Consider the following 19,663-nt stretch of genomic DNA (forward strand, 5'->3'; position numbering starts at 1 on the left):
TTGCCCGGTATTTTATCCGCCTGAACGTTCTTGCTGTATTTGCAGGCTCTTGCCGGCGCTTGCTACGCGCCGTGCATGACAGGGGGCCGCATTCCAGCCGGCCCCTGTCCGGGAATCGCTCAGTCGAACACCTGCTCCTTCGCGAGCGCGATCAGCCGGTCGTATTGCGCGATGAAGCCTGCGGGCGCTTTTCCGCCCTCGGTGAATGCCGCGCGCATGCTGTCCGCCACGGCCGTGTATTCGCCGGCGATGCGTCGACGATAGTCGGTGTCGGCGGTCCGGATCATGGCCTTGAGCAAGACGTCGTGGGCCGCCAGCGTGGCGAAAATCTTGTCCATGAGATTGATCTCATGGGCCGATGGGGCGTTGCGGTCGTTGCCGGACATGGAAACTCCAATTGCCGTGATGGGAAGGCGCCGTGACAGGGCGGGCCTGAAAGATGCTGCAGGTTCCCTTCAGTTTACGGCTCCCGCGCCGAGGCGGAAGACGCCCGGCCGGCGGAGCCGCGCATCACCACGCCGCGCAAACCTGCGGGCGGGTAAGAACCCCATGTCGATTCGCGCCCTGCTGGTTCGTCGGACTCAGTGAGGGCTTCACCTCGCCAAGGAGATCACCCATGTCCGGTACCGTCCGTCTGCACCGCGTCTTTACCGCCCCGCCCGAGCGCGTCTACCGCGCCTTCCTCGATGCCGCCGCGTTGTCCAAATGGCTGCCGCCGGACGGCTTCACCTGCACCGTGCATGAGCTCGAAGCGCGGGTCGGCGGAAGGTATCGGATGACGTTCACCAATCTTTCGACCGGCAACGGCCACAGCTTCGGCGGCACCTACCTGGAACTGGTGCCGAACGAACGCATCGTTCACGATGACCGCTTCGACGATCCCAATCTGCCGGGCACGATGGTCACCACGATCACCCTGCGCGCGGTCTCGTGCGGCACCGAAGTGCAGGTGGTGCAGGAAGGCATTCCCGACGTGATTCCCGTCGAGCAGTGCTATCTGGGCTGGCAGGAATCGCTGACGCTGCTGGAGCGCCTGGTCGAGCCCACGATTCCGGATTGATGCTCGCCGACCGTGTGTCGCGCGGCCCGGATTCGGGTCCTGGATCGCGTATCCAATCGCAAGGCGCTTGATCGACCTGCAACGAACTTGTCGCAGTGATGATCGAGCAGCGCGCGATCGCGAGTGCAATCACGACATCGATGCATCCGATGCCGCAACCCGATCGGGCTCGCACGCGTTGCGATGCGGCTCGCCGTTCGCTCACCGCGTCGGATCGCCAGCTACAGCGTTGACGAAGAAGGCCCGGCATGTCCGCCGGGCCTTCTCCCTTCAGCGGGCCGTAATTTTTCCGGCGACGTGCCATCGCCACGGCGCAGGCTGAGCGCCCGGGCGATCAGGGGGTGTAGCAGGGCCCGCCGCCGATCGGGCACGACTTGACGAACACCCATTTGCGATTGGTGCAGGTGTAGTAGTTCCGCCGTCCGTTCTGCACGACGGTCGTCGTGGCGCCGTTGGGGCTGCACGATTGCCCCGCCACCTGCGCGCTTGCGCTACCGCCGGCGCCGATCATCAGCCCCGCCGCGAACACCGCGGCCGCCGTTTTCTTCATCATCGTCGAATTCATCACTTGCTCCATGTGCTTAACAATGTCGCTGGATTGATTCGCGGACATTCGTCGGACATGCGGCATGCAACTCGCGTCCGCGCATGCCGGCACGGGCAGCCAGCGCTTCTGTCCGTTGTCGGGGATCGCGTTTCGCGCGAGCAATGCAATCGGGAAACTCGAGCCTGGACACGTGACGAATCATGGATAACGTATTTTTCGCCCGTTGTCTTTCGTTGGCGCGCGCACGTCATGGCGGAAGCGTGATGTTCATCGACACTTTTCGTCTGCAAGCTGATCGACTTCATGCTTGCTCGAACCTATTTGTGCGCATGCACATTCTTCGCGCTTTACGTTCGCTCGATAAACGCATGCGCCGTCGCATCGCCGCAAACATGCGATGGCTGGCGTCGAAAAGGAAAAGCACATGGCGTGCTGCGGCGACTTTTTGTTTTGCGTGTTGCTGCGCGCAAGCACACGCCCAGATAGCGAGTGTGGCGCCCCGTCCCTGGCGTAACGTTTGCCGCGGATTCGTTCTTGCTCGTGACGGCGACCCGGCGACGACCCCGCTACGCGGCAGGTCGCAGCGGTCAAAGCCGGTGCGTCAATCCATCCGCCGCACAGGCAAGCGCATCCACGATCACCGCGGACACCGATGGCTTTCGAGCCTGCGGCTGTCGCACAGGCGAGGGCCGACGGATGTGGGCTCGGTGCCATTGTGGATAAAAAGTGCCAATCCACATCACGTTTTCGACGTGATATGGATGCTGGAACGTCGCACGCGAGACGGAAAATACGCTATCCCTGTCGACGCGTATCCAGGTCTGAACTCCGCCGATTCCATTCGTCGCCCCCACGACAGCACCGGTGCCCGATAACGGACAGAATCGCTGGCTGTCCGTGCCGCCGTTCGCGGTTGCAGGTTTTCTGCACGCATCCGCGAACGCCGGCGAATCGTTCCAGCGACATCATGTTATGCATAGGGAGCAACGAATGAATCGGACGATGATGAAGAAAGTGGCGGCCGTGGTCTTCGCCGCGGGCCTGATGGCCGGCATCGGCGGCACCGCGAGTGCGCAGGTGGGCGGCCAGTACTGCAATCCCAACGGCGCCACGACGACGATCGTGAGTGGCGGATGGCGGAACTACTACACCTGCAGCAACCACAAGTGGGTGTTCGTCAAGGCCTGCCCGGTCGGCGGCGGACACTGCGTCTTCTGATCGAGATCGTGCAGGCCGTTGCGGCCTCATGAATCGAAAGGCCCGGCAGAGATGCCGGGCCTTTTTCTTGCGCGCAAGCAGCCGAACGGTCCGAGCAGCCGAACCTTTACCCGCAAGCGGCGAAACGTTTCGCCCTGATCGAGCCGGGCGCCGGGTCGAGCGGCGCGGTGCCTCGATTCACTGGATCGCGACGCGGTCGGCCATCACGCAGATATTCGTATCGCGGTTCGACCCGGCCTGCGTCGATCGCCGTTTTCTGTCACGCCGCGGCGAAGCGATCGGCGAGCGCATCGGTCGCCGTCACCAGCGCATCCACGATCGCCGGGTCCGCTGCGCTGTGTCCGGCCAGGACGATCTTGAGTTCGGCTTCCGGCCACGCCGCGGCGAGGTCGATCGCGCTCCTCGCCGGGCAGATGATGTCGTAGCGGCCTTGCACGATCGTCGCCGGTATCTGGCGGATGCGATCGACGTCGCGCAGCAGCTGATCGGGCTGCAGGAACACCTGGTGGCGGAAGTAATGCGCCTCGGCGCGCGCGACGCTGATCGCCACGCGCGGTTCTTCGAAATTGCCCGCTTCGTCCGGGTCGTGGATCAAGGTCGTGCTGCCGCCTTCCCAGTAGCCCCATGCTTTCGCCGCGGCCAGGCGCACCGCCGGGTCGTCGCTGTCGAGCCGGCGCCAATAGGCTTCGGTCAGATTGTCGTGCTCGGCTTCGGGGATGTGGGCGAGGTAATGCGCCCAGCGTTCGGGGAAAATCCAGCGCGCGCCGCCGTCGAGTTCCTGGAACCAGCGCAGTTCGCCCGGCCGTCCCAGGAAAATGCCGCGCAGCACCAGGCCGAGCACGCGTTCGGGATGCGCCTGGGCGTAGGCGAGGGCGAGGGTGGAGCCCCACGAGCCGCCGAACACCACCCAGCGCTCGATGCCGAAGTGCTCGCGAATGGTTTCGATATCGGCGACCAGGTGCTGGGTCGTGTTGTCGCGCAATTCGGCATGCGGCGTCGACTTGCCCGCGCCGCGCTGATCGAACAGGACGATCCGATAGCGCTTGGGATCGAAAAAACGACGGTGATACGGCGATACGCCCGCGCCCGGCCCGCCGTGCAGGAACACGACCGGCAGGCCGTCGGGGTTGCCGCATTCTTCGATATGCAGTTCGTGCAGATCGCTGACGGCCAGGCGGTGAGTGCGGTACGGCTCGATCTCGGGGTAAAGCTCGCGCACGGCGGTGGTTCCGTTGGGTTTTCCCGAGCATAGCCGCGCGCGGCCTTGGCGTCTTTGCCCGGCTCAACCGTCCTGGCGATGCCGCGCGGACGGTTTCATTGCCCGGCCTGGGTGCGCAGGTAGGCGACGAACTCGGATTCCTTGCCGATCATGTCGAGGATCGGCAGAACGGTTTGATAGCCGACCGCGCTGTTGGTGAAGATCACCGTGCCGCTGCGATCGGCCAGATCGATATAGCCCAGGGTGAATTCGCCCTTGTCCATGCCGGTGTGCATGAGCACGGTGCGTTCGCCGAAGCGCAGCACTTCCCAGCCCAGGCCGAAGCCCACCGCGTCGGGGCAATGCACGGCCTTGGCGCCGGCGCAGGTGTTGGCGCGAGTGTCGGCCTGGACCTGGCGGCGTTGCGCGGCGATGTCGGCGCTGAGGTGGTCGCCGCGAATGACGTCGAGCATGAAGCGCGCGTAGTCGCTGGGCGTGGTGTACAGGTCGTCGGCCGCATTCCAGTCGGTGCTGGCGAAATCGGCCGGTAGGGTCTTGCCGGCCTTGTCGGTCGGCATCGCATACGCGCCGCGCAGGCGCGCCTCGTCGCGGAACGTGGTGCGGGTCATGCCCAGCGGCTGGAACAGGCGTTCGCGCATCAACGCATCGAACGGTTTGCCGGTCTTCTTCTCGGCGAAGCGAGCGACGTATTGGTAACCCTCGCCCGAGTAACCGACGCTTTCGCCGGGCGCGTGCAGCAAGCGCAGCGTGCCGTCGGTCTGGTAACGCCAGTTCGGCAGGCCGGTGCGATGGCTCAGCGCCAGCCGCGGCGTCAGTTGCTTGCTGCGTTCGTCGCCGGCCAGGTCCGGGTCGACCCAGGTCGGAGCCATCGACTCATCCAGCGACACGACGCCGTCGGAAGCCAGTTGCAGCACGACCTCGGCCGCGACCGGCTTGGTCATCGAGGCGATGTTGTAGAGCGTGTCGTGGGTGGCGGCCACGCCGGGGCTCTGCTCGCCGTAGGTCGCGACGAAGGCGAGGCGGCCGTTTTCGATGCGGGCGAAGGAAACACTGGGGACGCCGGTTTTTTTCAGCAGCGCGGGCAGTTCGCTGTCGAAACGCTTGGCCAAGGCCGGCGGCGCAGCGGGTTCGTCGGCGCGGGCGGGCGGGGCGGCGCCCAGGCCCAAGCCCAAGCCGATCGCGACGAATACAGCGGCGTTCAACACATTCATGAGGCGGTCCTTGCAGGCGCGGAAGGGGGCGCGCGCATGTTCCCGCAACGCCCTGTCGCAGAGAAGCATCCGATGCAGTCGGGGCGGGCAGGGTTGCAGTCGGTCTTGCATCGCCTGTGCCGCCGCAGCCCATTCGCCCGCAGGCGATTTTTCCCCGCATGGCGGCTAGAATGCGCCGGCCGCTTCGTTTCGATGCCGGCGCTGCGCGAAAGTGGCGGAATTGGTAGACGCACTGGATTTAGGTTCCAGCGGGTAACCCCCGTGCGGGTTCGAGTCCCGCCTTTCGCACCACGCAAATCATTGAAAACCCTAGCGGGATCAATGAGTTGTTTTCGAGATGTCCCGGATGTGGGATGGGTTGTGGTCTTGGATTGATTGCGTTTCCGCAATCGGTGACGTTCCCGCCGTGTAACCCTGGAGTGCGCTGAGGGCTTCGACCTTGGTCGAGATCAACGCCTTTGCGTAGATGTTGCCGGTGGTCTCGATCTTCGTGTGGCCGAGCCACTCCTGGACCAACTTGAGGTTTCCGGTCTTGTTGAGCAGGCGCGTGGCGCAGGTGTGCCGCAGGCAGTGGATGACGCACTCCGGCTCGTTCGCGAGAGAGGTTTCCTTTTTCGCCAGGCTCCAGAGGGCCTGAGCGCGCCGTTTGTTCAATCCCATAAATGGGCCACGTCCCCCGAGAGCGCGCCTGCGGTCCAGCAGCCTGCGCACCCGGTCGGTAGCCGGAGTGGTGCGTGTCCGACCGCCCTTTTGCTCTCCTGCGCGCCAGAACCGGATTCCGATCATGTTGGGCGCACCGGCGACACCGGCCTCGATCTCGACCACATCCCGCCAGGTGACCTTGTACGCCTGAGCGTGCCGACAGCCGATGTCCGCGAGGAACACGAGGACATCGTGGTAGTCCGCGGCATCGCGCACGATCGGGTGCCCGCCGGCCGGGCCTTCGGGGCGCTCGTCGAGCTTGAGGAAGGCACTGAATATCTCGGCTTCCTCGGACGATGTGAGTGTGAACAAGCGCGCGCTGTCCGCTTCCGAGGTCTGCCGATAGTGCGGGATGTCGCGGTGGTACTGCCCAGCGCGCTTTGCGAAACGCAAGACGGCGAGCAGGCAGAAGAGCTTCCGGTTGATCGTGGCGGGGCTGTTCTCGCTGTCTGCGAGCGTCTCGACCAGCTCATCAACGGTTTCCTGGTCGATCGAGGCGACCGGCTTGGACTGGCCGAGAATCTTCTGGAGCATTCGGCAGTTCGTCGCGTAGGTTTCGCGCGAGGTCGCCAGTGCCCAGCCCTTCGACTTACCGTGTCCCTTGCGATCCGCGAGGGTTAGGTCGCACGCCTGCTTGAAGTTCCAGGCTGTTTCGTTCGCGCGGCGAAGGGCTGAGATGGTGGTGTAGGCGGTGCCGCGGATCAACGCCTTTAGTTCTTGCTTAGTGACCGACGGGTCGGCCTGGATCGCATCTAGGACTATTTGCTCGCGGCGTAGAGCCAGTGCTTTATCTCGCGTGCCGGATGAGAGCCGCTCGCGGCGATGGCCGGACTGCACGTCGATCATGTAGACGCGGCGGTCAGCTTCGCCCGCACTCGGGCGCTCGCCCTTGAGACGCAGGGGCATATTGGATTCCTCAGGGTTTAACGGCCCTTCGGTTCCAGGGCCTTATTGACTTGGGTGGTGAGGCGCTCGATGAACTGCGAGCCCTTCGGGGTGACGTACAGCAGATTGCGGCGACGGTATTCGGGATCAGGCCGCTGTTGTATGAAGTCCTTTCCCGGCTTTCGATTCTTATCCAGCTCGCTCCAATCCATTACGTTGCGAGAGATGCTGGAAGTTGTGAGGCCCTTTACGTGCTGCGCTACGTCGATCTGCTGTAGGCCAGGGTTACGCGCGGTAGCAACGAGGGTAAGAATCTTGTGGGCGATGATGTCGCCGTCTACTTCTTCCCGGAACGTTTCTAAGGCGGTGTGCAGCACCCGCAGCAGTTCATCCGAAGTGAGCTGGGTCATGGCGTAGGAATCCGTGGATGTGGGACAGCCGAACCCACACTGGATTCAGCCAATATGTGAAATATGTCCCTCAATTGAGACAATTGCAATACCGAGACCGATCACAGTTCTTCTGTTATCGATACGGTCCCGCCAGAACCCTTTTTGCCAGGGCGTAGGGCGGCAGAAGTGCAGGGTGACTCTGAAAAAAGGGATGTATAACACTGCCGATTCCTACGTCTCTAATGTGGGCCAAGTTGCGCTACGGGGTGGGGAGAAATGGCACGAATCTGTGTTCAACCTGCCATGCAATTCACTGTGCCCCAGGTCTTGCGCAACATGCCGTCGGTTCTCGCCACCACGGGTTCTAGGCGCTCCAAATGAGTGCGACCCAACCACCGCATAGCAGTGCCACTCCCCCGATTAGCATCGCGAGGAAGATCGCCTGTCCGAGGCGGATGAATGTGGTTTCCAGGAACCCCTTCACGTCCACGAATCCGTGTCGTCGAAGGGATCGAAGAGATGCCCGGTGCTGTCCTGGTAGAGCAGCGGGCGGCCGTACTGATCGGCAATCAATGTGACCACTTGGGAGTCTCCCTGTGTAAGACATAAGCCCCGCGTGGCTCGCAGGGCTGTGAGATGGATAGGCGCTCTTTCTGCACTCTCAGCCGGTCACGTCTCAGCAGGTGAGCTGGCCGCTTCGAACGCTTCCAGCGCGGCCTGCGCTTTCTCTCGGAGCCGCAGGCACAGCTGCGCGCCCGACATTGGCGTCAGCTTGAACGCGCGACCGTCGAGCATCAGCGCGGTCACCTGCCGGCCTTCCCACGGAAGCACGGTGAGCACCGCACAGAACGGCGACTTGCAGTCCGGGCCGTACTCGGCGGCGCCGTTGGCGCCCTCGTAGCGGATCGCCCAGCGTCGCGAGAGAGCGCTGCGCGGACCGAAGTCGAACAGGGCGACTTGCCCGTGGCAGGAAGAGCACCCAGTCTGCGGAACCAAGCTGAGGCAGGTGCAGCCCTGCTGATCGAGCGCGCGGATCGCGTCGGAGAACTCGCGGAAGGCGTTCATGCGATCACCGCCTGTGCGCGAGTCGCAGTCCAGTCGGATTCGCCGGTGGCGATCAAGTGGCGGATGGTGCGAGCGGCCCAGGCCGGATCGTTGTAGTCCTTGAGGTCGCCACCGAAGAACAGCTCCGGGCTGAACAGTCGCATCGCGGTCGAGTCGGACAATCCGAGCAGTTGTGCGGCCTGATCGCGCACATCGCGCCAGGTCAGTTCGGCCGGAACCGGCGTGTTGCCGTTGCGATACGTCCGATCATCGGCTTCCTCGACGAGATCGCTCATGTCGCCATAGAACTGCACGCACGCACCTGCGATGCAGCACGTGGTTTGACACTCGGTCGGCTTCGACGGGTCGAACTCGTCGATGTTCTTGACCAGGATGCCGCGCGTGATGTCGAACGTGATCTTCTCGTGCTTCGCGCCGGCTTCGAGCCACTGGGCGAGGGTGGTGAGTCTTTCGGTGTTCATCGGTCATCTCCAGAAATGAAAAAGGCGACCTCGCGGTCGCCTCGGGTGTGAACTCGGGTTGTGTGGTTGCTACTTCGGAGCGCGTGCAGCTCGGCGCTCAGCGCTTCGCTTAGCTCTCTCGTCGGCGGTGCCGTAGAACGCGTCAATCCACCGCTCGACGCCGTAGCAGGCCCGGCGGACGTTGCGGTCGCGGGCGTACAGCGTGTGGTGTTTGCTGGTGTGGATCATGATGCCCACGCCGTGCTCGTCGGGGCGGAGTACGGCGACCGCTGAGCAGTTGAAGCGGAGCACGACCGATCCAGTCAAGGCCCGGGCGTCGAGCCAGGAGTAGGGCGCGGCGAGGATCGTGTGTTCGCGGTCGGGGACTTCCATGCGGGAAGGCTACGGCGCCTGAATCTCAGCGCGTGAGCCGCCCGTCGGGTTAACGGTTCAGCGATGGTCTGCGCCCGTCTGTCCCCGGGTCAGCACGAAGAGCTGCGACTCAGCGTGCTTGCGTGCTTCGTCTGCGTTGTCGTGTTGCGTCTCGATAGGCGAGAACCCGCAGCCGGGCGTCCACACGAGAGAGATCGCAAATCGGCTGTAGTCGTGGACCGTGGCCCAAAACGAGTTCGACCCGCCGGCTCCGAAGTGCTGCACGCCAAAGTACGGCTTGCTCCAGCCTTCGAGGTTGCGCTTCATGCAACCCCCAGGATGCTCAGGATTTCGTTGTAGTCGTCGGCGGTGGGAACGCGCTCAGCCGCGTTGATGGCTTCGTCGTATGCGCGCACCTGAGCAATTGCGTTCCAGCCGTCAACGAGGCGCTGCGCGTTGGCGTGATCTTGTGCGGTCCAGACGACCGAATCGAAGTCCGGGTCGTCAACCGTCTGAATGTCGGGGTCGTGTTGGATGATGGCGATGACCCCTGCGTCGGTGCAGAGGGCCATGTCGGCGCCGTGCGTCGCGGCCAGCGGTTCGATACGCAGTTGGTCAGGCTTCATACTTCGATCTCCCAGCTTTCAATTTCAGACACCAGCGGGCCGCCTAACACGCGCCCCTGTGCATCGCGGATGACGCGCAGGGTGCCGCCGGGCGGATAGGGTTCGTCCGTCACGCTGGCGACGTGTGCGGCGCGATTGCGGAAGCGCAGGCCGGTGCCCGCGCAACGAGTGACGTAGGTGATGACCATGCGGACCTCAGTAGTTGAATTCTTCGCAGAAAAGATCGATCTCTTCGGCTGTCATGCCGGCGTGCTCGCCGCTGCACGTGAGGATGTCGCCCACGTCGCCGTCGTTCGGTGTCACGGTGCCGGCGTCGAGGGAGAATTGCAGGAGCCGTAAGCCGGCCAGGATCGCGTCGCGTTCCTTGTTGCTGAATGCGCTCATGGCGTGGCCTCACATTTGGCTTGCGGCAGCGCGAAGCCGTTCGAATCGATCGGCTCCCACTGCGCGCCGGAGCTTCGCCCCGTGCTCCCGGCACGCTTCGTAGGTCTCGCGCGCTTTGATGCTGTCGGAGCTATAGCCGTAGTCGTCGGCCCAGTCGACGAAAGTGTCGAAGTCGAGCGCGGACGCGTCCATCGCGAGGGAGAAAATTACGTCCGCGAGTTCCGGCAGGATCGCCCGACCAGCGCCGCGACTCACGCCGGTAGGGTTGGAGTTCATGGTCCTAATCAGCCGTACTTCGCGGCCCGTTGCGCACTCGTGGGCTATCGCTTCGCGGCGCAGCCGGGCGGTGTAGCTGTTTTCCTTGCCCACGTGCGGATCGAGCTGTTTCGCCGTGAGCTTGTTCGCTGGACAGTACCCTGACCCCATCATGTAATCCGTGTCGAGAACGGGCCGACCATCACTGAGGATCGCGACCTGATAGTTGAGCGACGGGTGCTGCTCGGCGCGGTTGCGTGAATGCTCGAACGGAACGAACGTGACCCGCATCGTGACCGTAGGGGACTCGGCGAGGATCGCGACGACTGCGGCGCGTGCCTCTTCGGGTGTGTAGTCGTGCGCTTCGGCGTTGGCGCGGTCGTTGCTCATGGCGTGGCTCCGTAGCAGTAGGCGAAGAGGACAGCGAGACCGAAAGCGACCAGCGCGACATCGCGCCAGCTCGAAGCCGACCGCTGAATGAGGGAGTCGGCAGACAGCTCCGCGTGCTCACCTCGACCCGTCTCAGCGGCCGGCTGTCGTTCTCTGTGGGTGTGTTTCATGGGCAATCCTTGGGCATGAAAAAGGCCGCACTCCGGCGGCCGTGTCGTGGTGTGTTTGTGTGTGTGTGTAAGCGCTCAGGCTGCGAGCACGTGGTGGCGCTTCGTGCGACACCCCGAGAGAACGAACGAGCGCCCGACGATCCAGATGCGGACGAAGGTGACGCCGCCGACGCGTTGTCGTGTGATTCGGATGGGGATCACAGGCCGTGCCCCACGCAGTAAGCGACCGAGACGAAAGCCCCGACGGCGATAGCCGCCATAAGACGCGCTCCCACCACGTCTAGGACTTGTGCCAATGCCGCATTGATCCCGAATTCGGGATGCACTGGGCAAAGCTTCGCCGTCGTTCTTCTTCTGGTTGAGCTGCGATGAGGTTGAGCATCCATGTGGGCCTCGCTTGTCGTGGTGAGTACAGCGTTAGTGGAATCAAGCCAGTGAAGCGGCCCCGAGAGTTGGGGAGAGGTCGGACAACCCTCAGAGCCGCTTCACTGGCTAGACTCACCCCGTGTGATTGCCAGTTCTCACGATGCGGTGTCCGTGAGTGGCGCGGGGCGTCTAGCCTTGCGGTTGTTTCATCGGTCGGGCCGTTCGTCACGGTCCTTTCCGACGCGCTTGGCACCTTCACAGTGCCTTGTGGCGGTCATGGGACCGTCCACCCTGTTTCTCAGGTTCCGCCGTCTCGTTAGCAGGCGGTCAATCGCTTAGTGTTGCGTTTGCTACGTGTTGCAGATGTGGGACGATGCAGCTACAGCAACCCGGGAGCGCCCACGTATCGCCGGGAGTTCATCCCGCTAGGCTCCCTTTGGTTCCCCAGCGCTTGCCTAGTGGCGTAGTCGCTGGCCCTTTGGGTGCCGCTCCGGTAGCGCGATGCACGGGCCGGAGTCGATTGGTTCGTATCGCTTCCCCTAGCGCCTCGCTGAGAGGCTCGGGTGGGTCGGTGTTCGACCGTGGGCATAGATTGGCATAATCCCTGATTCGCGTCAAGTCCCAAATTCGGGAAATAGTGCAAATGGCATGCAGTGCGCTTTAGGTGGACGGCAGGGCCAGGCCGGCAGGTGAGCGGGCAGTGCGCGGCAGGTGGACCGTAGGTGTGTGCGTCCAGGCCAAAACTACAGATAGGGACAGACAGACGCGCATGCACACGAACGCATGCGGTCAAGCATCGGTGCGCTTGCGGTGCGCATGGTGTGCGCGCACATGGCACAACTGGATAAGCAATCCAGCGATAGGGCCTGCTGCGTCAACGACTTAGCACATCAGGTGACGCCGTGGGTGACGCGGAAAGGAAACGCAGGCGCGCGCGAGGCGCTTTAGGCGGCTGTGCGTGGGGCGCGAGGGGTGGGCGGGGGACACGCGCTGACCTTTCTTGGTCAAACACCCCCACGGAAATTTGCGGTGAAATATTCGAGGCCCCTCAGGACACTCGAAGACACCTCAGGGTCGCAGCAGGAGCACCCACAGCGGGCGTACTCGCCGCGGAGCTGTGCGTGTAGCGGACGAGCCTCGGCGGCGCGCGTAGCGGCTCTCAGTGCGCCTCAGCTTTGGCCTGCTCGCGCTTCTTCCGCTCAGCGTTATATCGAGCAGCGGAACCGCCCTCGTTGCGCTTCTCGGCCTCAGCAACTTGCTCAAGGATATTCGGCGGCTTGGCCGGCGAGTCGTCAGCCAGGTCAAGGATCGTGGTCCCGCCTGGAGTCGCCGCGGTCGCCTTCGGCGCCTCTTGAGTGCAAGAGGTCAGGATTAGCAGGGCGGTGGCGAAGAGGATGACGGAGCGGGGTAGCACAAGAGAACCTCAGGAGAACCGGTGGAGTACCTCAGGTGTTACCTAAGTGATCCACATACGGTAGAACCTAAATATAAGACCTTAGGTAGATACCTAAGATGGACTTTAAAGTACACCTAAGGTTTCTATCTATGATACCAGCCCTGTCAACACCCTCAGGGTGGTCAGATGAGGACGTATGTCCGCGCTGTTTGAGGCTATGGCTTTGAACTCGACGGCGCCGCACGCGTGGGTGATGAACCCGGGGACGGCTGGCTTGGAGCAGGCGAGGGCGAAGAAGCGATTCCCCCTGCGGTTGGAGCAGGTGCGGCGGGCTGCGAGACGACATGCACCTCAACTTTATCTTTGGCGAACAGGGGCACGAGTAAGGCCGCCACAGCTACAACCACAGCGAGTAGAGAGACTAAAAAACTGCGATCCTGGTGGGATTCCGTCGATTTTAGCTCTGCGTATAAGGCCGACAGGCGGTGGAAATGCACCTTGTCGCGTGTGTTCATTCCCGCTATTCCGGGGATGAACAGCCTCCCGCTTCCGCCGTACCGTTCCTCATAAACGGAGTTGAGGTGGTGGGCTAGGCGTCCTCTTATTCGCGCAGCAGTAGTATCTAAAGTCGATGCAACCGCACTCATGTCGCACTCAATCAACGAGTTAGTGCTCTGCGGATCAGCATCAGCGGTAGCCTGCACTGCGGTGTGAATGGCCGCCAGAATCTCAAGGTCGGTCGGGTTGCGCATTGTTCCCTCAATGTCCCCTGGAAGACGCTCAGGATAGCCCTGAGCGTCTCCGGGTACGAGGTTTTGTGAAGCGACGGACCTTCGTGTCGAACACGACCACCGGCCCGCCAGTCGAAACGTCGATTTCCGACGCAACCTCGACCGCACGAGCCGCGGAAGCACCCATCTTGAGCGCTCCTAGGGCCGCCTGTGCGCCGCTTCCGTTGGCGTAGTGCTCCAGGTACACGCGGGACGCCTTGGAAGGCCCGCAGAACTCGCTCACGCCGTCTCCGTCGGCCCACACGAGCAGCGAATAGTCGCCCTTGGGGAGCAGAAGGCCCCCTTCGAGAGCCTTCACTGCGTCCTGCACGTCCGCCCAGGTGCCGCAGCCCATCACCACGGTCCGAACACCCTCAGGCGTCTCGAATTCGAAGGCTTTGCGGGTCGTGTACTTGGTGTCGCCTTGGGTCAGCTGCGAGTCCACGGCCATGTACCGGCCGTCGAACGCGATTGTGGTCACGGGACCAAGACGTCTCGCTTGACCCGCCATGCGGCGGGCGGCATGCACAGGGTCGGCCACAGCATCCGCCAGGCGTTACCGAGGAAGTCGAGCGCTTGGCCCACCCCCAGGTATACGGCATAGCTGCACATGACAGGCGCGCAGTAGAGCCACGCCCACAGCAGGTAGGTCGCATAGGAACCGCGGGCGGCTCGCCGCTGCAAGGCGCGCAGGAACGTCACAGGACGCGCCACAGTGCGAGCGCAGCCAAGAGCGCTGCGGTGGTCTCCACTGCGAACAGCAGGCCCTGGAAGGCCGTCTGCTTGCGCCTCACAGCCCTTCCGCCTTGAGCCATGCGGACACGTCGAAAGACGGGCAATCCTTGCGGACGCCAGGCCACTCTCGGTGACCGCGGATGACCAGGCCGGGATACTTGCGCTTGTAGGCGAGCACCAGGTCGCGCAGGGCGATCTTTTGGGTCGGCGTGCGGGTGTCCTTCGGTGCCTTCAAGTCCTTCGTCAGGCCGCCGACGTAGCAGACGCCGATGTTGCCGGTGTTCTTGCCGCCGACGTGGGAGCCGATCTGGTCGTCATCCAGCGTGCGGACGGCGCGGCCGAACAGATCGACGACCCAGTGATAGGACGGTTGACCGAAACGGTCGATGTCCCACTGGGTGACTTCGGCGGCGGTATTGGCGCGGCCTTCCGGCGTCGCCGCGCAGTGGATCGTGAGGAACTTGATCGGGGCCGTGGAGCGCTTGATGCTCATTCGGCCTTCTCTGCAAAGCAAGCGCGCCGCTCGGCGCATTCGGTTTCAGTCCAGAGGCCGCAGGCGCACCGGGCGATGCCGGGGTTCTCGACGCCTTCGCCATTGGTGGGGCCGGTGCCGGTGCCCGGCTTGCGGTGAATGAGCTTGTAAACCAGGTACAGCGCGGCGATCACGAAGATCACCGCGGCCAGCGTGTTGTTCATTGAGACCTCAGAAGTTGTCGTAGTAGTTGGGGTCGTTCGCGATGCCCTGCGTGAAGGACTGAATGAACTCCAGGTAGTCCTTCTCTTGCAGCTCTTCCTCGCGGCGCTGCTCTTCTTGCGTCACGTCGCGCGACAGCTGGTCGGACCAATAGGTCACCGCCATCGCGAGCGTTTCGATGCGGTCGTCGTGCTTGACGGCGCCGCGCTCCCGCGTCATGCGGGTCAGCTGGTAGAACAGCTGGTGGTAGAGCTTCTCGGTCTTGGCGTCGTTCTCGACGACCGAGCGATCCACGACCAGGCGGTGCTGGTTCATCACCGGCTCCAGCGTGTCCACGATCCGCCGTTCCTTCTGCGTGTTGTGGCGGACCTCTTCGACGGTGCAGGGGTAGATGCGCTGGAGCACCGGTGCGAGCAGCTTGGCGAACATGCCGTCGCCGAAGTTCGACTCGATCAGGATCAGCTGCACCTTCTCGGCCCGCGCGATGTGCGCGATCGATTCCAGCACGGTGTCGTCGTAGCCGCCCTTGAGGCCGCCGTTGCGCCGCAGGTAGATCATGCCGCGCAGCATCTTGGTCACCGAGTAGCCGGTTTCGTCGTCGCCGCGACCGGACGGGTCGATGGTCATCAGGGAGCCGGTGTAAGGCTCCAGCTCGGGCGAGACGTACATCGGGGAATACCAGCGGTCGCCGGTAAAACCCACGGATTGCAGCTCGTTGATGACGTTGCCGAGCACTCGCGCCCACACGGTGCGCACTGGGGCGACCTCGCGGTCCACGTCCATGATGATGAGGTCGGACAGCTTGAGCGGGTAACGCTCGCTGTCGGCCATCGACGCATCGAGCATGAACTGGAGCATGAAGCCGGAGCGCCCGTAGGACGCCTCGCGCTCAAGAAGATCTTCGTCGGAGAACCGGACGCGTTCGACGTTGGTCCAGGCGACGCTCGGATCGGCGTCGTAAACTGCGGCCACGATCGGCGCCAGGTTCTCGCCGTAGGCCTGCCGTTGCTTCGCGTCCTTCGGGTAACGAGCGGGCCACACGCGGATCGCGTAGCCGCGGTCCGGCAGCTTGTAGTAGAGCGATTCCTCGGTCTGCGGGGTGCCCAGGTAGGTGACCACGCCGCCGGGCTTGAGCACGGCGTCGAACTCCTTGATGAGTTCGGACAGCTTTTCGCGCTGCACGACAGTCATGGAGTTCTTGGGGACTTCGATGTCGTCCGCGATGATGTCGTCGGCACGAGAGCCGGTGAGCTGGCCGGTGATGCCGACCGACTTCACCGACGGGGACTGATCGGGCGTCGCGGGGCCAACGTCGAACGCGAGGTTCGAATCGCGCTGGCCCGGCCGCGGCTTGAGGTGCGCCAGTTCCGGGATGGTCTCGATCAACCGCTTGACGAATACGGAGAACGCGTCGGCGCGCTCTTTGCTCGCAGAGACCACCATGATCTTGCGCTGCGGGTCTTTCCACAGTCGCCAGCAGACAAAGGCGGCGGTGAGCCAGCTTTTGCCGATGCCGCGGTACGCCATGATGATGCGGCGCCGTGGGCCGTGCTGTAGGTAGTCGCAGATGTCGTACTGGAGCGGGGTCGGTGTGGGCAGACCCAGCTCTTTCCAGATGTGCCACGCGAAGTTCTTGAACACGTCGAAGGGGTGACGAGCGTGGATGCTCGTCACCGGCCCAACTGGAACGCCCTGGAGCGACACGTCCGCATCTAGTGCGTAAGCGATCGCGCCTTCGAGTTCCGCAGACATCAGTGCGCTCGGGCGTCCTCAGCGGGATCGAAGGGGTACTGGGCCACCTTTTCGGCGACCTTGCCGAGCGGCGAACCCGGCACGGCATCGGCGGTCACATCGTTGTCGCTGAGGAACTGCCGGATCGCGTTGAACCACGCCGCGCCGCCCTTCGTCTCAACGTCGATGAGGTCGAGGATTTCCTCGGCCTTCTGCGACATCTTGATGTGGACGTTTACGAGTTCGTCTTTCGACGCGGCCTTGCTCACTTATTGAGGAACCGGTTGAACAGCAGTTCCAACGCGGACACGCCGAGGCTGGCGAGGATGCAGGCGACGGCGATCTGCGGCACGAAGCCGATGCCGGGGAACAGCAGCACGATGGCGCCCGCGGCGACGCCGAGAGCGCCGCTGAGGATGGCCCGGCCGACGATCTGGCGGGGCTTGAGCTTTTCGTTCGAGGACAGCATTTTGGCAATGCCGATGAGACCGCCGGCCGCGCCGAGCGCAGCCAGCAGCTTGAAGTCTTCGTTCATTCAGAGGTCCGTGAAGTAGTCGAGATAGACGGTGACATCGTGGAATGCACTCTGTCCCGCGGTGTCGGAGACGGTGCAGCGGTAGGTTGCAGATTTCGAGGTGTTCTTCGGGACCGAAGCTGACCACGAAACGGTTTGTGCGGTCGTGCTAGAGATATTGATTACCTCTCCGCCGATTCGCGCCCAGGAGTAGCTGAGGGCGCCGGTGCCGCCAGCGCCGGACACGGTGTAGTTGCCGGCGCCTACGTTCATCGATCCCGGAGCTGGCTCATTTGCAAACGCCGAGCCGTAGCTATTGCCGGATACAGTGATCGTGATCGGAACGACAGGCGTCCACGCCTGGTGCCACGTGCCACCAATGCGGACGTACATGGCGCGCTTATGCCAAGCACCGCCTGAGCGCACCCAAACGGCAGTCGGGGTGCGCATAACGCCACCGGATTTGACTCGCAGCGTCGCCATTCAGAACTGAATCCAAACGTCGCCGTCTTGCGCTTGACCGCCGGGATCGCCCGACGACACGAAGGTGCGCGGCTGGTCGACCCAGGCGGCGCCGTTTGCGGCGAGGGTTTGGTATCGGTTGAACGCGCGCGCCTGGCCTTCGATGCGGAAGACGCCACCTTCTGCGGTCAGATTAGGGCCGCCAGCGATCCGCAGGCCCGCACCTGCCAGCTCGTAGCTGGTGCCGTTGAAGAAGAGATAGCGGCCCCCGGACGGTGGGCCAAGAAATACGACGCCGGTGAGTCCGTCCCGATTCGCAATCAGGTCGCGGAACGAGGCATCTGTGCCCTCTTCGGCGATGAGTCGGTCAACGTTGGAGTTGTTGCGAGTTCGGTAACGCGAGCCGTTCCAGTAGATCACGGACGCATCCGCGCCGGACCTGTGGAAGCCGATGGAAGGGAACGAGAGGTCGTCCGTTCGCAATTCAAGGTGCCCGTTGCCGAACGAGTTGTTGCTGATCGCGGCGTTGTTCTTGATGATTCGGATATGACCATCACTGGCGATCCGCATGCGCTCGGAGCTATTGGTATAGAACACGAGGTCGTGATTGGTCGTGACCATCACCCGGCCTTCGGAGTTCGCGTTAGCGACCAGCTGGACTTCAACGCCATTGACGTTCTGGCAAGAGAGCGCGTTGTAGCTCGCAGCCGCTTGGCGATTGGTCACGTTGGCGTTGAAGCGGAAGCCGCCGGTCAGGACTGAGAACTCCTCGGCCGCGTCGTCGCCGGCAGCGTTATAGCGCCGCATGCGGATCGAGTCGTCCGATCGGCTCCAAAACACCGCGCCTTTGTTCAAGCCAGTCTGATCGGCCAGCTGGACCAGGGAGTTCTGTCCGGCCGGGGCGGTCAACAGAACACGCCCACCGGCAGCGGTCACGAGGCCCGTCAAAGACGGATTCGCGATTGGCGCCTTCGCATCCAACGCGGTCGTAAGTCCGGTTACTTCGCTGATCGGGTGATTGTGTTGCGACGGCGCCATGGTGTCCGGGCGATTCGTGACATCCGTAAGCCAGCTCACGGTGTTGCGGGTGGCGAGTGCTCCCAGCCCGCCGATGTCTGCGGCCACCAGCACCACAGCGCCGGACTTACCGTTCACCGAGGCGACCCTTTCGGTGTTGTCGATGACATCCCAGCTCGCGCCGTTGTTGACGATCTGATCGCCCACGTTGAACTCGTAGCCGCCGTGAGTTCCGCCGGTCGTTACCTTGTAGAAGTAGCCCTTCTGAGCGGGGGACGGGTAAGCGCCCGAGGACGCATCCCAACCACCCATGTAGACCAACGTGCCGGTTACGGCTGCGGCGGCCTGCGACGCCCAGTGCTTCGCGCTGTACTCGCCTGGCTCAACCGGGGTGCCGCTGGGCGCGTTCGCCCACAATCTCGCTTTGTCCCGCGCGCTCTCTGCGGCAGTCTTCGCCGCGGTGGCGATGCCTGCTTGCGTATCGGCCACGGTCGCGGATGCACTAGCTGCGGACTGGCTGTCCGCGGCAGCGTTTGCGCTGAGGGCCGCAGCGGCACGGTGCGTGTTCGCCGTGGCGGCGCTGGCGGCGGCCTCTTGGGCACTGCCAGCCGCTGAGGTTGCACTTCCGGATGCTGCGGTAGCGCTACCCGCAGCCGCATCTCGCGCCGCAGTGACAGTAACGATCACCGCGGCAGCGTCCTCAGCAGCGTGTAGGGCAGTCCGCTCGGCGGCAATCGCGGATGCACTTGCGGCGTCTGCGGCTTGACCTGCCGCGTTCCGATGCTGGAGAGCGGTGTTGGCGTGGGCGTATGCCTCGGCGACGCCGCCACCGGCTTCGGAGACCAAACGGGTCACATCAAGTTGCAGTTGGGGGAACGACGGGAGTACGTGGTTCTGCTCCAGCCCGTCGGTGACGATGACCGTCCCGGTCGGCTGGGTAAGCATCAGGCGCAGCTGGTTCTCTCGGGTGTTCCAACGATCGACCATCGCCGCGATTCGCAGCGCCAGGTCGGAGTTCGTGATTGCCATTGATTCCTTGAGT

The 19,663-nt window shown here is 63.5% G+C and carries 24 protein-coding genes and 1 tRNA gene; 3 read left to right on the plus strand and 22 right to left on the minus strand.

The window, feature by feature from the left end:
- Positions 1-119: 119 nt before the first annotated feature.
- On the minus strand, positions 120-386 hold the full coding sequence (locus KME82_RS07990) for a hypothetical protein (protein WP_215498036.1): 267 nt from the start codon (positions 384-386) through the stop codon (positions 120-122).
- A gap of 230 nt (positions 387-616) precedes the next feature.
- On the opposite strand from KME82_RS07990, the gene KME82_RS07995 reads away from it, so the two are divergent.
- Positions 617-1,060, plus strand: coding sequence for an SRPBCC family protein (locus tag KME82_RS07995; RefSeq protein ID WP_215498037.1), 444 nt, complete (start codon positions 617-619; stop codon positions 1,058-1,060).
- 334 nt (positions 1,061-1,394) lie between these two features.
- Here the strand turns inward: KME82_RS07995 and KME82_RS08000 are convergent, their stop codons facing one another.
- On the minus strand, positions 1,395-1,625 hold the full coding sequence (locus KME82_RS08000; RefSeq protein WP_215498038.1) for a hypothetical protein: 231 nt from the start codon (positions 1,623-1,625) through the stop codon (positions 1,395-1,397).
- Between the two features lie 972 nt (positions 1,626-2,597).
- On the opposite strand from KME82_RS08000, the gene KME82_RS08005 reads away from it, so the two are divergent.
- Positions 2,598-2,825, plus strand: coding sequence for a hypothetical protein (locus KME82_RS08005; protein ID WP_215498039.1), 228 nt, complete (start codon positions 2,598-2,600; stop codon positions 2,823-2,825).
- A gap of 259 nt (positions 2,826-3,084) precedes the next feature.
- Here the strand turns inward: KME82_RS08005 and pip are convergent, their stop codons facing one another.
- Positions 3,085-4,044 carry a prolyl aminopeptidase gene (gene pip / locus KME82_RS08010; RefSeq protein ID WP_215498040.1) on the minus strand — a complete coding sequence of 320 codons (960 nt, stop codon included), beginning with the start codon at positions 4,042-4,044 and terminating at the stop codon, positions 3,085-3,087.
- Positions 4,045-4,139: 95 nt separating this feature from the next.
- Positions 4,140-5,255, minus strand: coding sequence for a serine hydrolase domain-containing protein (locus KME82_RS08015; protein WP_215498041.1), 1,116 nt, complete (start codon positions 5,253-5,255; stop codon positions 4,140-4,142).
- Between the two features lie 205 nt (positions 5,256-5,460).
- Here KME82_RS08015 and KME82_RS08020 point away from each other — a divergent pair.
- Positions 5,461-5,546 (plus strand) — tRNA-Leu (locus KME82_RS08020).
- 27 nt (positions 5,547-5,573) lie between these two features.
- Here the strand turns inward: KME82_RS08020 and KME82_RS08025 are convergent.
- The 18 genes from KME82_RS08025 to KME82_RS08110 all read right to left on the minus strand — a co-directional run bounded on the left by KME82_RS08025 (position 5,574) and on the right by KME82_RS08110 (position 19,650).
- Positions 5,574-6,863, minus strand: coding sequence for a tyrosine-type recombinase/integrase (locus KME82_RS08025; RefSeq protein ID WP_215498042.1), 1,290 nt, complete (start codon positions 6,861-6,863; stop codon positions 5,574-5,576).
- 17 nt (positions 6,864-6,880) lie between these two features.
- Positions 6,881-7,252, minus strand: coding sequence for a hypothetical protein (locus KME82_RS08030; RefSeq protein ID WP_215498043.1), 372 nt, complete (start codon positions 7,250-7,252; stop codon positions 6,881-6,883).
- 651 nt (positions 7,253-7,903) lie between these two features.
- Positions 7,904-8,299 carry a hypothetical protein gene (locus KME82_RS08035; RefSeq protein WP_215498044.1) on the minus strand — a complete coding sequence of 132 codons (396 nt, stop codon included), beginning with the start codon at positions 8,297-8,299 and terminating at the stop codon, positions 7,904-7,906.
- Entirely contained in the window at positions 8,296-8,760 is a 465-nt protein-coding gene (locus KME82_RS08040) for a hypothetical protein (protein WP_215498045.1), read from the minus strand. Before KME82_RS08040 ends, KME82_RS08035 begins: the two co-directional genes overlap by 4 nt.
- A gap of 69 nt (positions 8,761-8,829) precedes the next feature.
- Positions 8,830-9,132 carry a hypothetical protein gene (locus KME82_RS08045; protein ID WP_215498046.1) on the minus strand — a complete coding sequence of 101 codons (303 nt, stop codon included), beginning with the start codon at positions 9,130-9,132 and terminating at the stop codon, positions 8,830-8,832.
- Positions 9,133-9,189: 57 nt separating this feature from the next.
- Positions 9,190-9,438 carry a hypothetical protein gene (locus tag KME82_RS08050; protein ID WP_215498047.1) on the minus strand — a complete coding sequence of 83 codons (249 nt, stop codon included), beginning with the start codon at positions 9,436-9,438 and terminating at the stop codon, positions 9,190-9,192.
- A complete protein-coding gene (locus tag KME82_RS08055; RefSeq protein ID WP_215498048.1) occupies positions 9,435-9,737 on the minus strand; it encodes a hypothetical protein in 303 nt (100 codons plus the stop codon). Before KME82_RS08055 ends, KME82_RS08050 begins: the two co-directional genes overlap by 4 nt.
- Positions 9,734-9,925: a hypothetical protein gene (locus KME82_RS08060; RefSeq protein ID WP_215498049.1), complete on the minus strand. Its 192-nt coding sequence runs from the start codon at positions 9,923-9,925 to the stop codon at positions 9,734-9,736. The genes KME82_RS08055 and KME82_RS08060 overlap by 4 nt, the downstream gene beginning before the upstream one ends.
- 7 nt (positions 9,926-9,932) lie before the next feature.
- Positions 9,933-10,121 (minus strand): hypothetical protein, encoded by a 189-nt coding sequence (locus KME82_RS08065; protein WP_215498050.1) that lies wholly within the window; start codon positions 10,119-10,121, stop codon positions 9,933-9,935.
- Between the two features lie 9 nt (positions 10,122-10,130).
- Positions 10,131-10,766, minus strand: a complete 636-nt coding sequence (locus KME82_RS08070; RefSeq protein ID WP_215498051.1) for a hypothetical protein — start codon at positions 10,764-10,766, stop codon at positions 10,131-10,133.
- A 2,712-nt stretch (positions 10,767-13,478) separates the two neighbouring features.
- Positions 13,479-13,919 carry a hypothetical protein gene (locus KME82_RS08075; RefSeq protein ID WP_215498052.1) on the minus strand — a complete coding sequence of 147 codons (441 nt, stop codon included), beginning with the start codon at positions 13,917-13,919 and terminating at the stop codon, positions 13,479-13,481.
- Positions 13,920-14,258: 339 nt separating this feature from the next.
- Positions 14,259-14,696, minus strand: coding sequence for an N-acetylmuramoyl-L-alanine amidase (locus KME82_RS08080; protein WP_215498053.1), 438 nt, complete (start codon positions 14,694-14,696; stop codon positions 14,259-14,261).
- Positions 14,693-14,899: a hypothetical protein gene (locus tag KME82_RS08085; RefSeq protein WP_215498054.1), complete on the minus strand. Its 207-nt coding sequence runs from the start codon at positions 14,897-14,899 to the stop codon at positions 14,693-14,695. Before KME82_RS08085 ends, KME82_RS08080 begins: the two co-directional genes overlap by 4 nt.
- A gap of 7 nt (positions 14,900-14,906) precedes the next feature.
- The gene (terL, locus tag KME82_RS08090) at positions 14,907-16,649 is read right to left on the minus strand and encodes a phage terminase large subunit (protein WP_215498055.1); all 1,743 of its coding nucleotides are present in this window, start codon (positions 16,647-16,649) and stop codon (positions 14,907-14,909) included.
- Positions 16,649-16,897, minus strand: a complete 249-nt coding sequence (locus KME82_RS08095; RefSeq protein WP_215498056.1) for a hypothetical protein — start codon at positions 16,895-16,897, stop codon at positions 16,649-16,651. The genes terL and KME82_RS08095 overlap by 1 nt, the downstream gene beginning before the upstream one ends.
- A complete protein-coding gene (locus KME82_RS08100; protein ID WP_051547564.1) occupies positions 16,894-17,163 on the minus strand; it encodes a hypothetical protein in 270 nt (89 codons plus the stop codon). The genes KME82_RS08095 and KME82_RS08100 overlap by 4 nt, the downstream gene beginning before the upstream one ends.
- On the minus strand, positions 17,164-17,625 hold the full coding sequence (locus KME82_RS08105) for a hypothetical protein (RefSeq protein ID WP_215498057.1): 462 nt from the start codon (positions 17,623-17,625) through the stop codon (positions 17,164-17,166).
- Positions 17,626-19,650 carry a hypothetical protein gene (locus KME82_RS08110; protein WP_215498058.1) on the minus strand — a complete coding sequence of 675 codons (2,025 nt, stop codon included), beginning with the start codon at positions 19,648-19,650 and terminating at the stop codon, positions 17,626-17,628.
- Positions 19,651-19,663 lie beyond the last annotated feature (13 nt).

The organism is Lysobacter capsici (genome assembly GCF_018732085.1).
In the GTDB taxonomy this organism is placed as follows: Bacteria; Pseudomonadota; Gammaproteobacteria; order Xanthomonadales; family Xanthomonadaceae; genus Lysobacter; species Lysobacter capsici_A.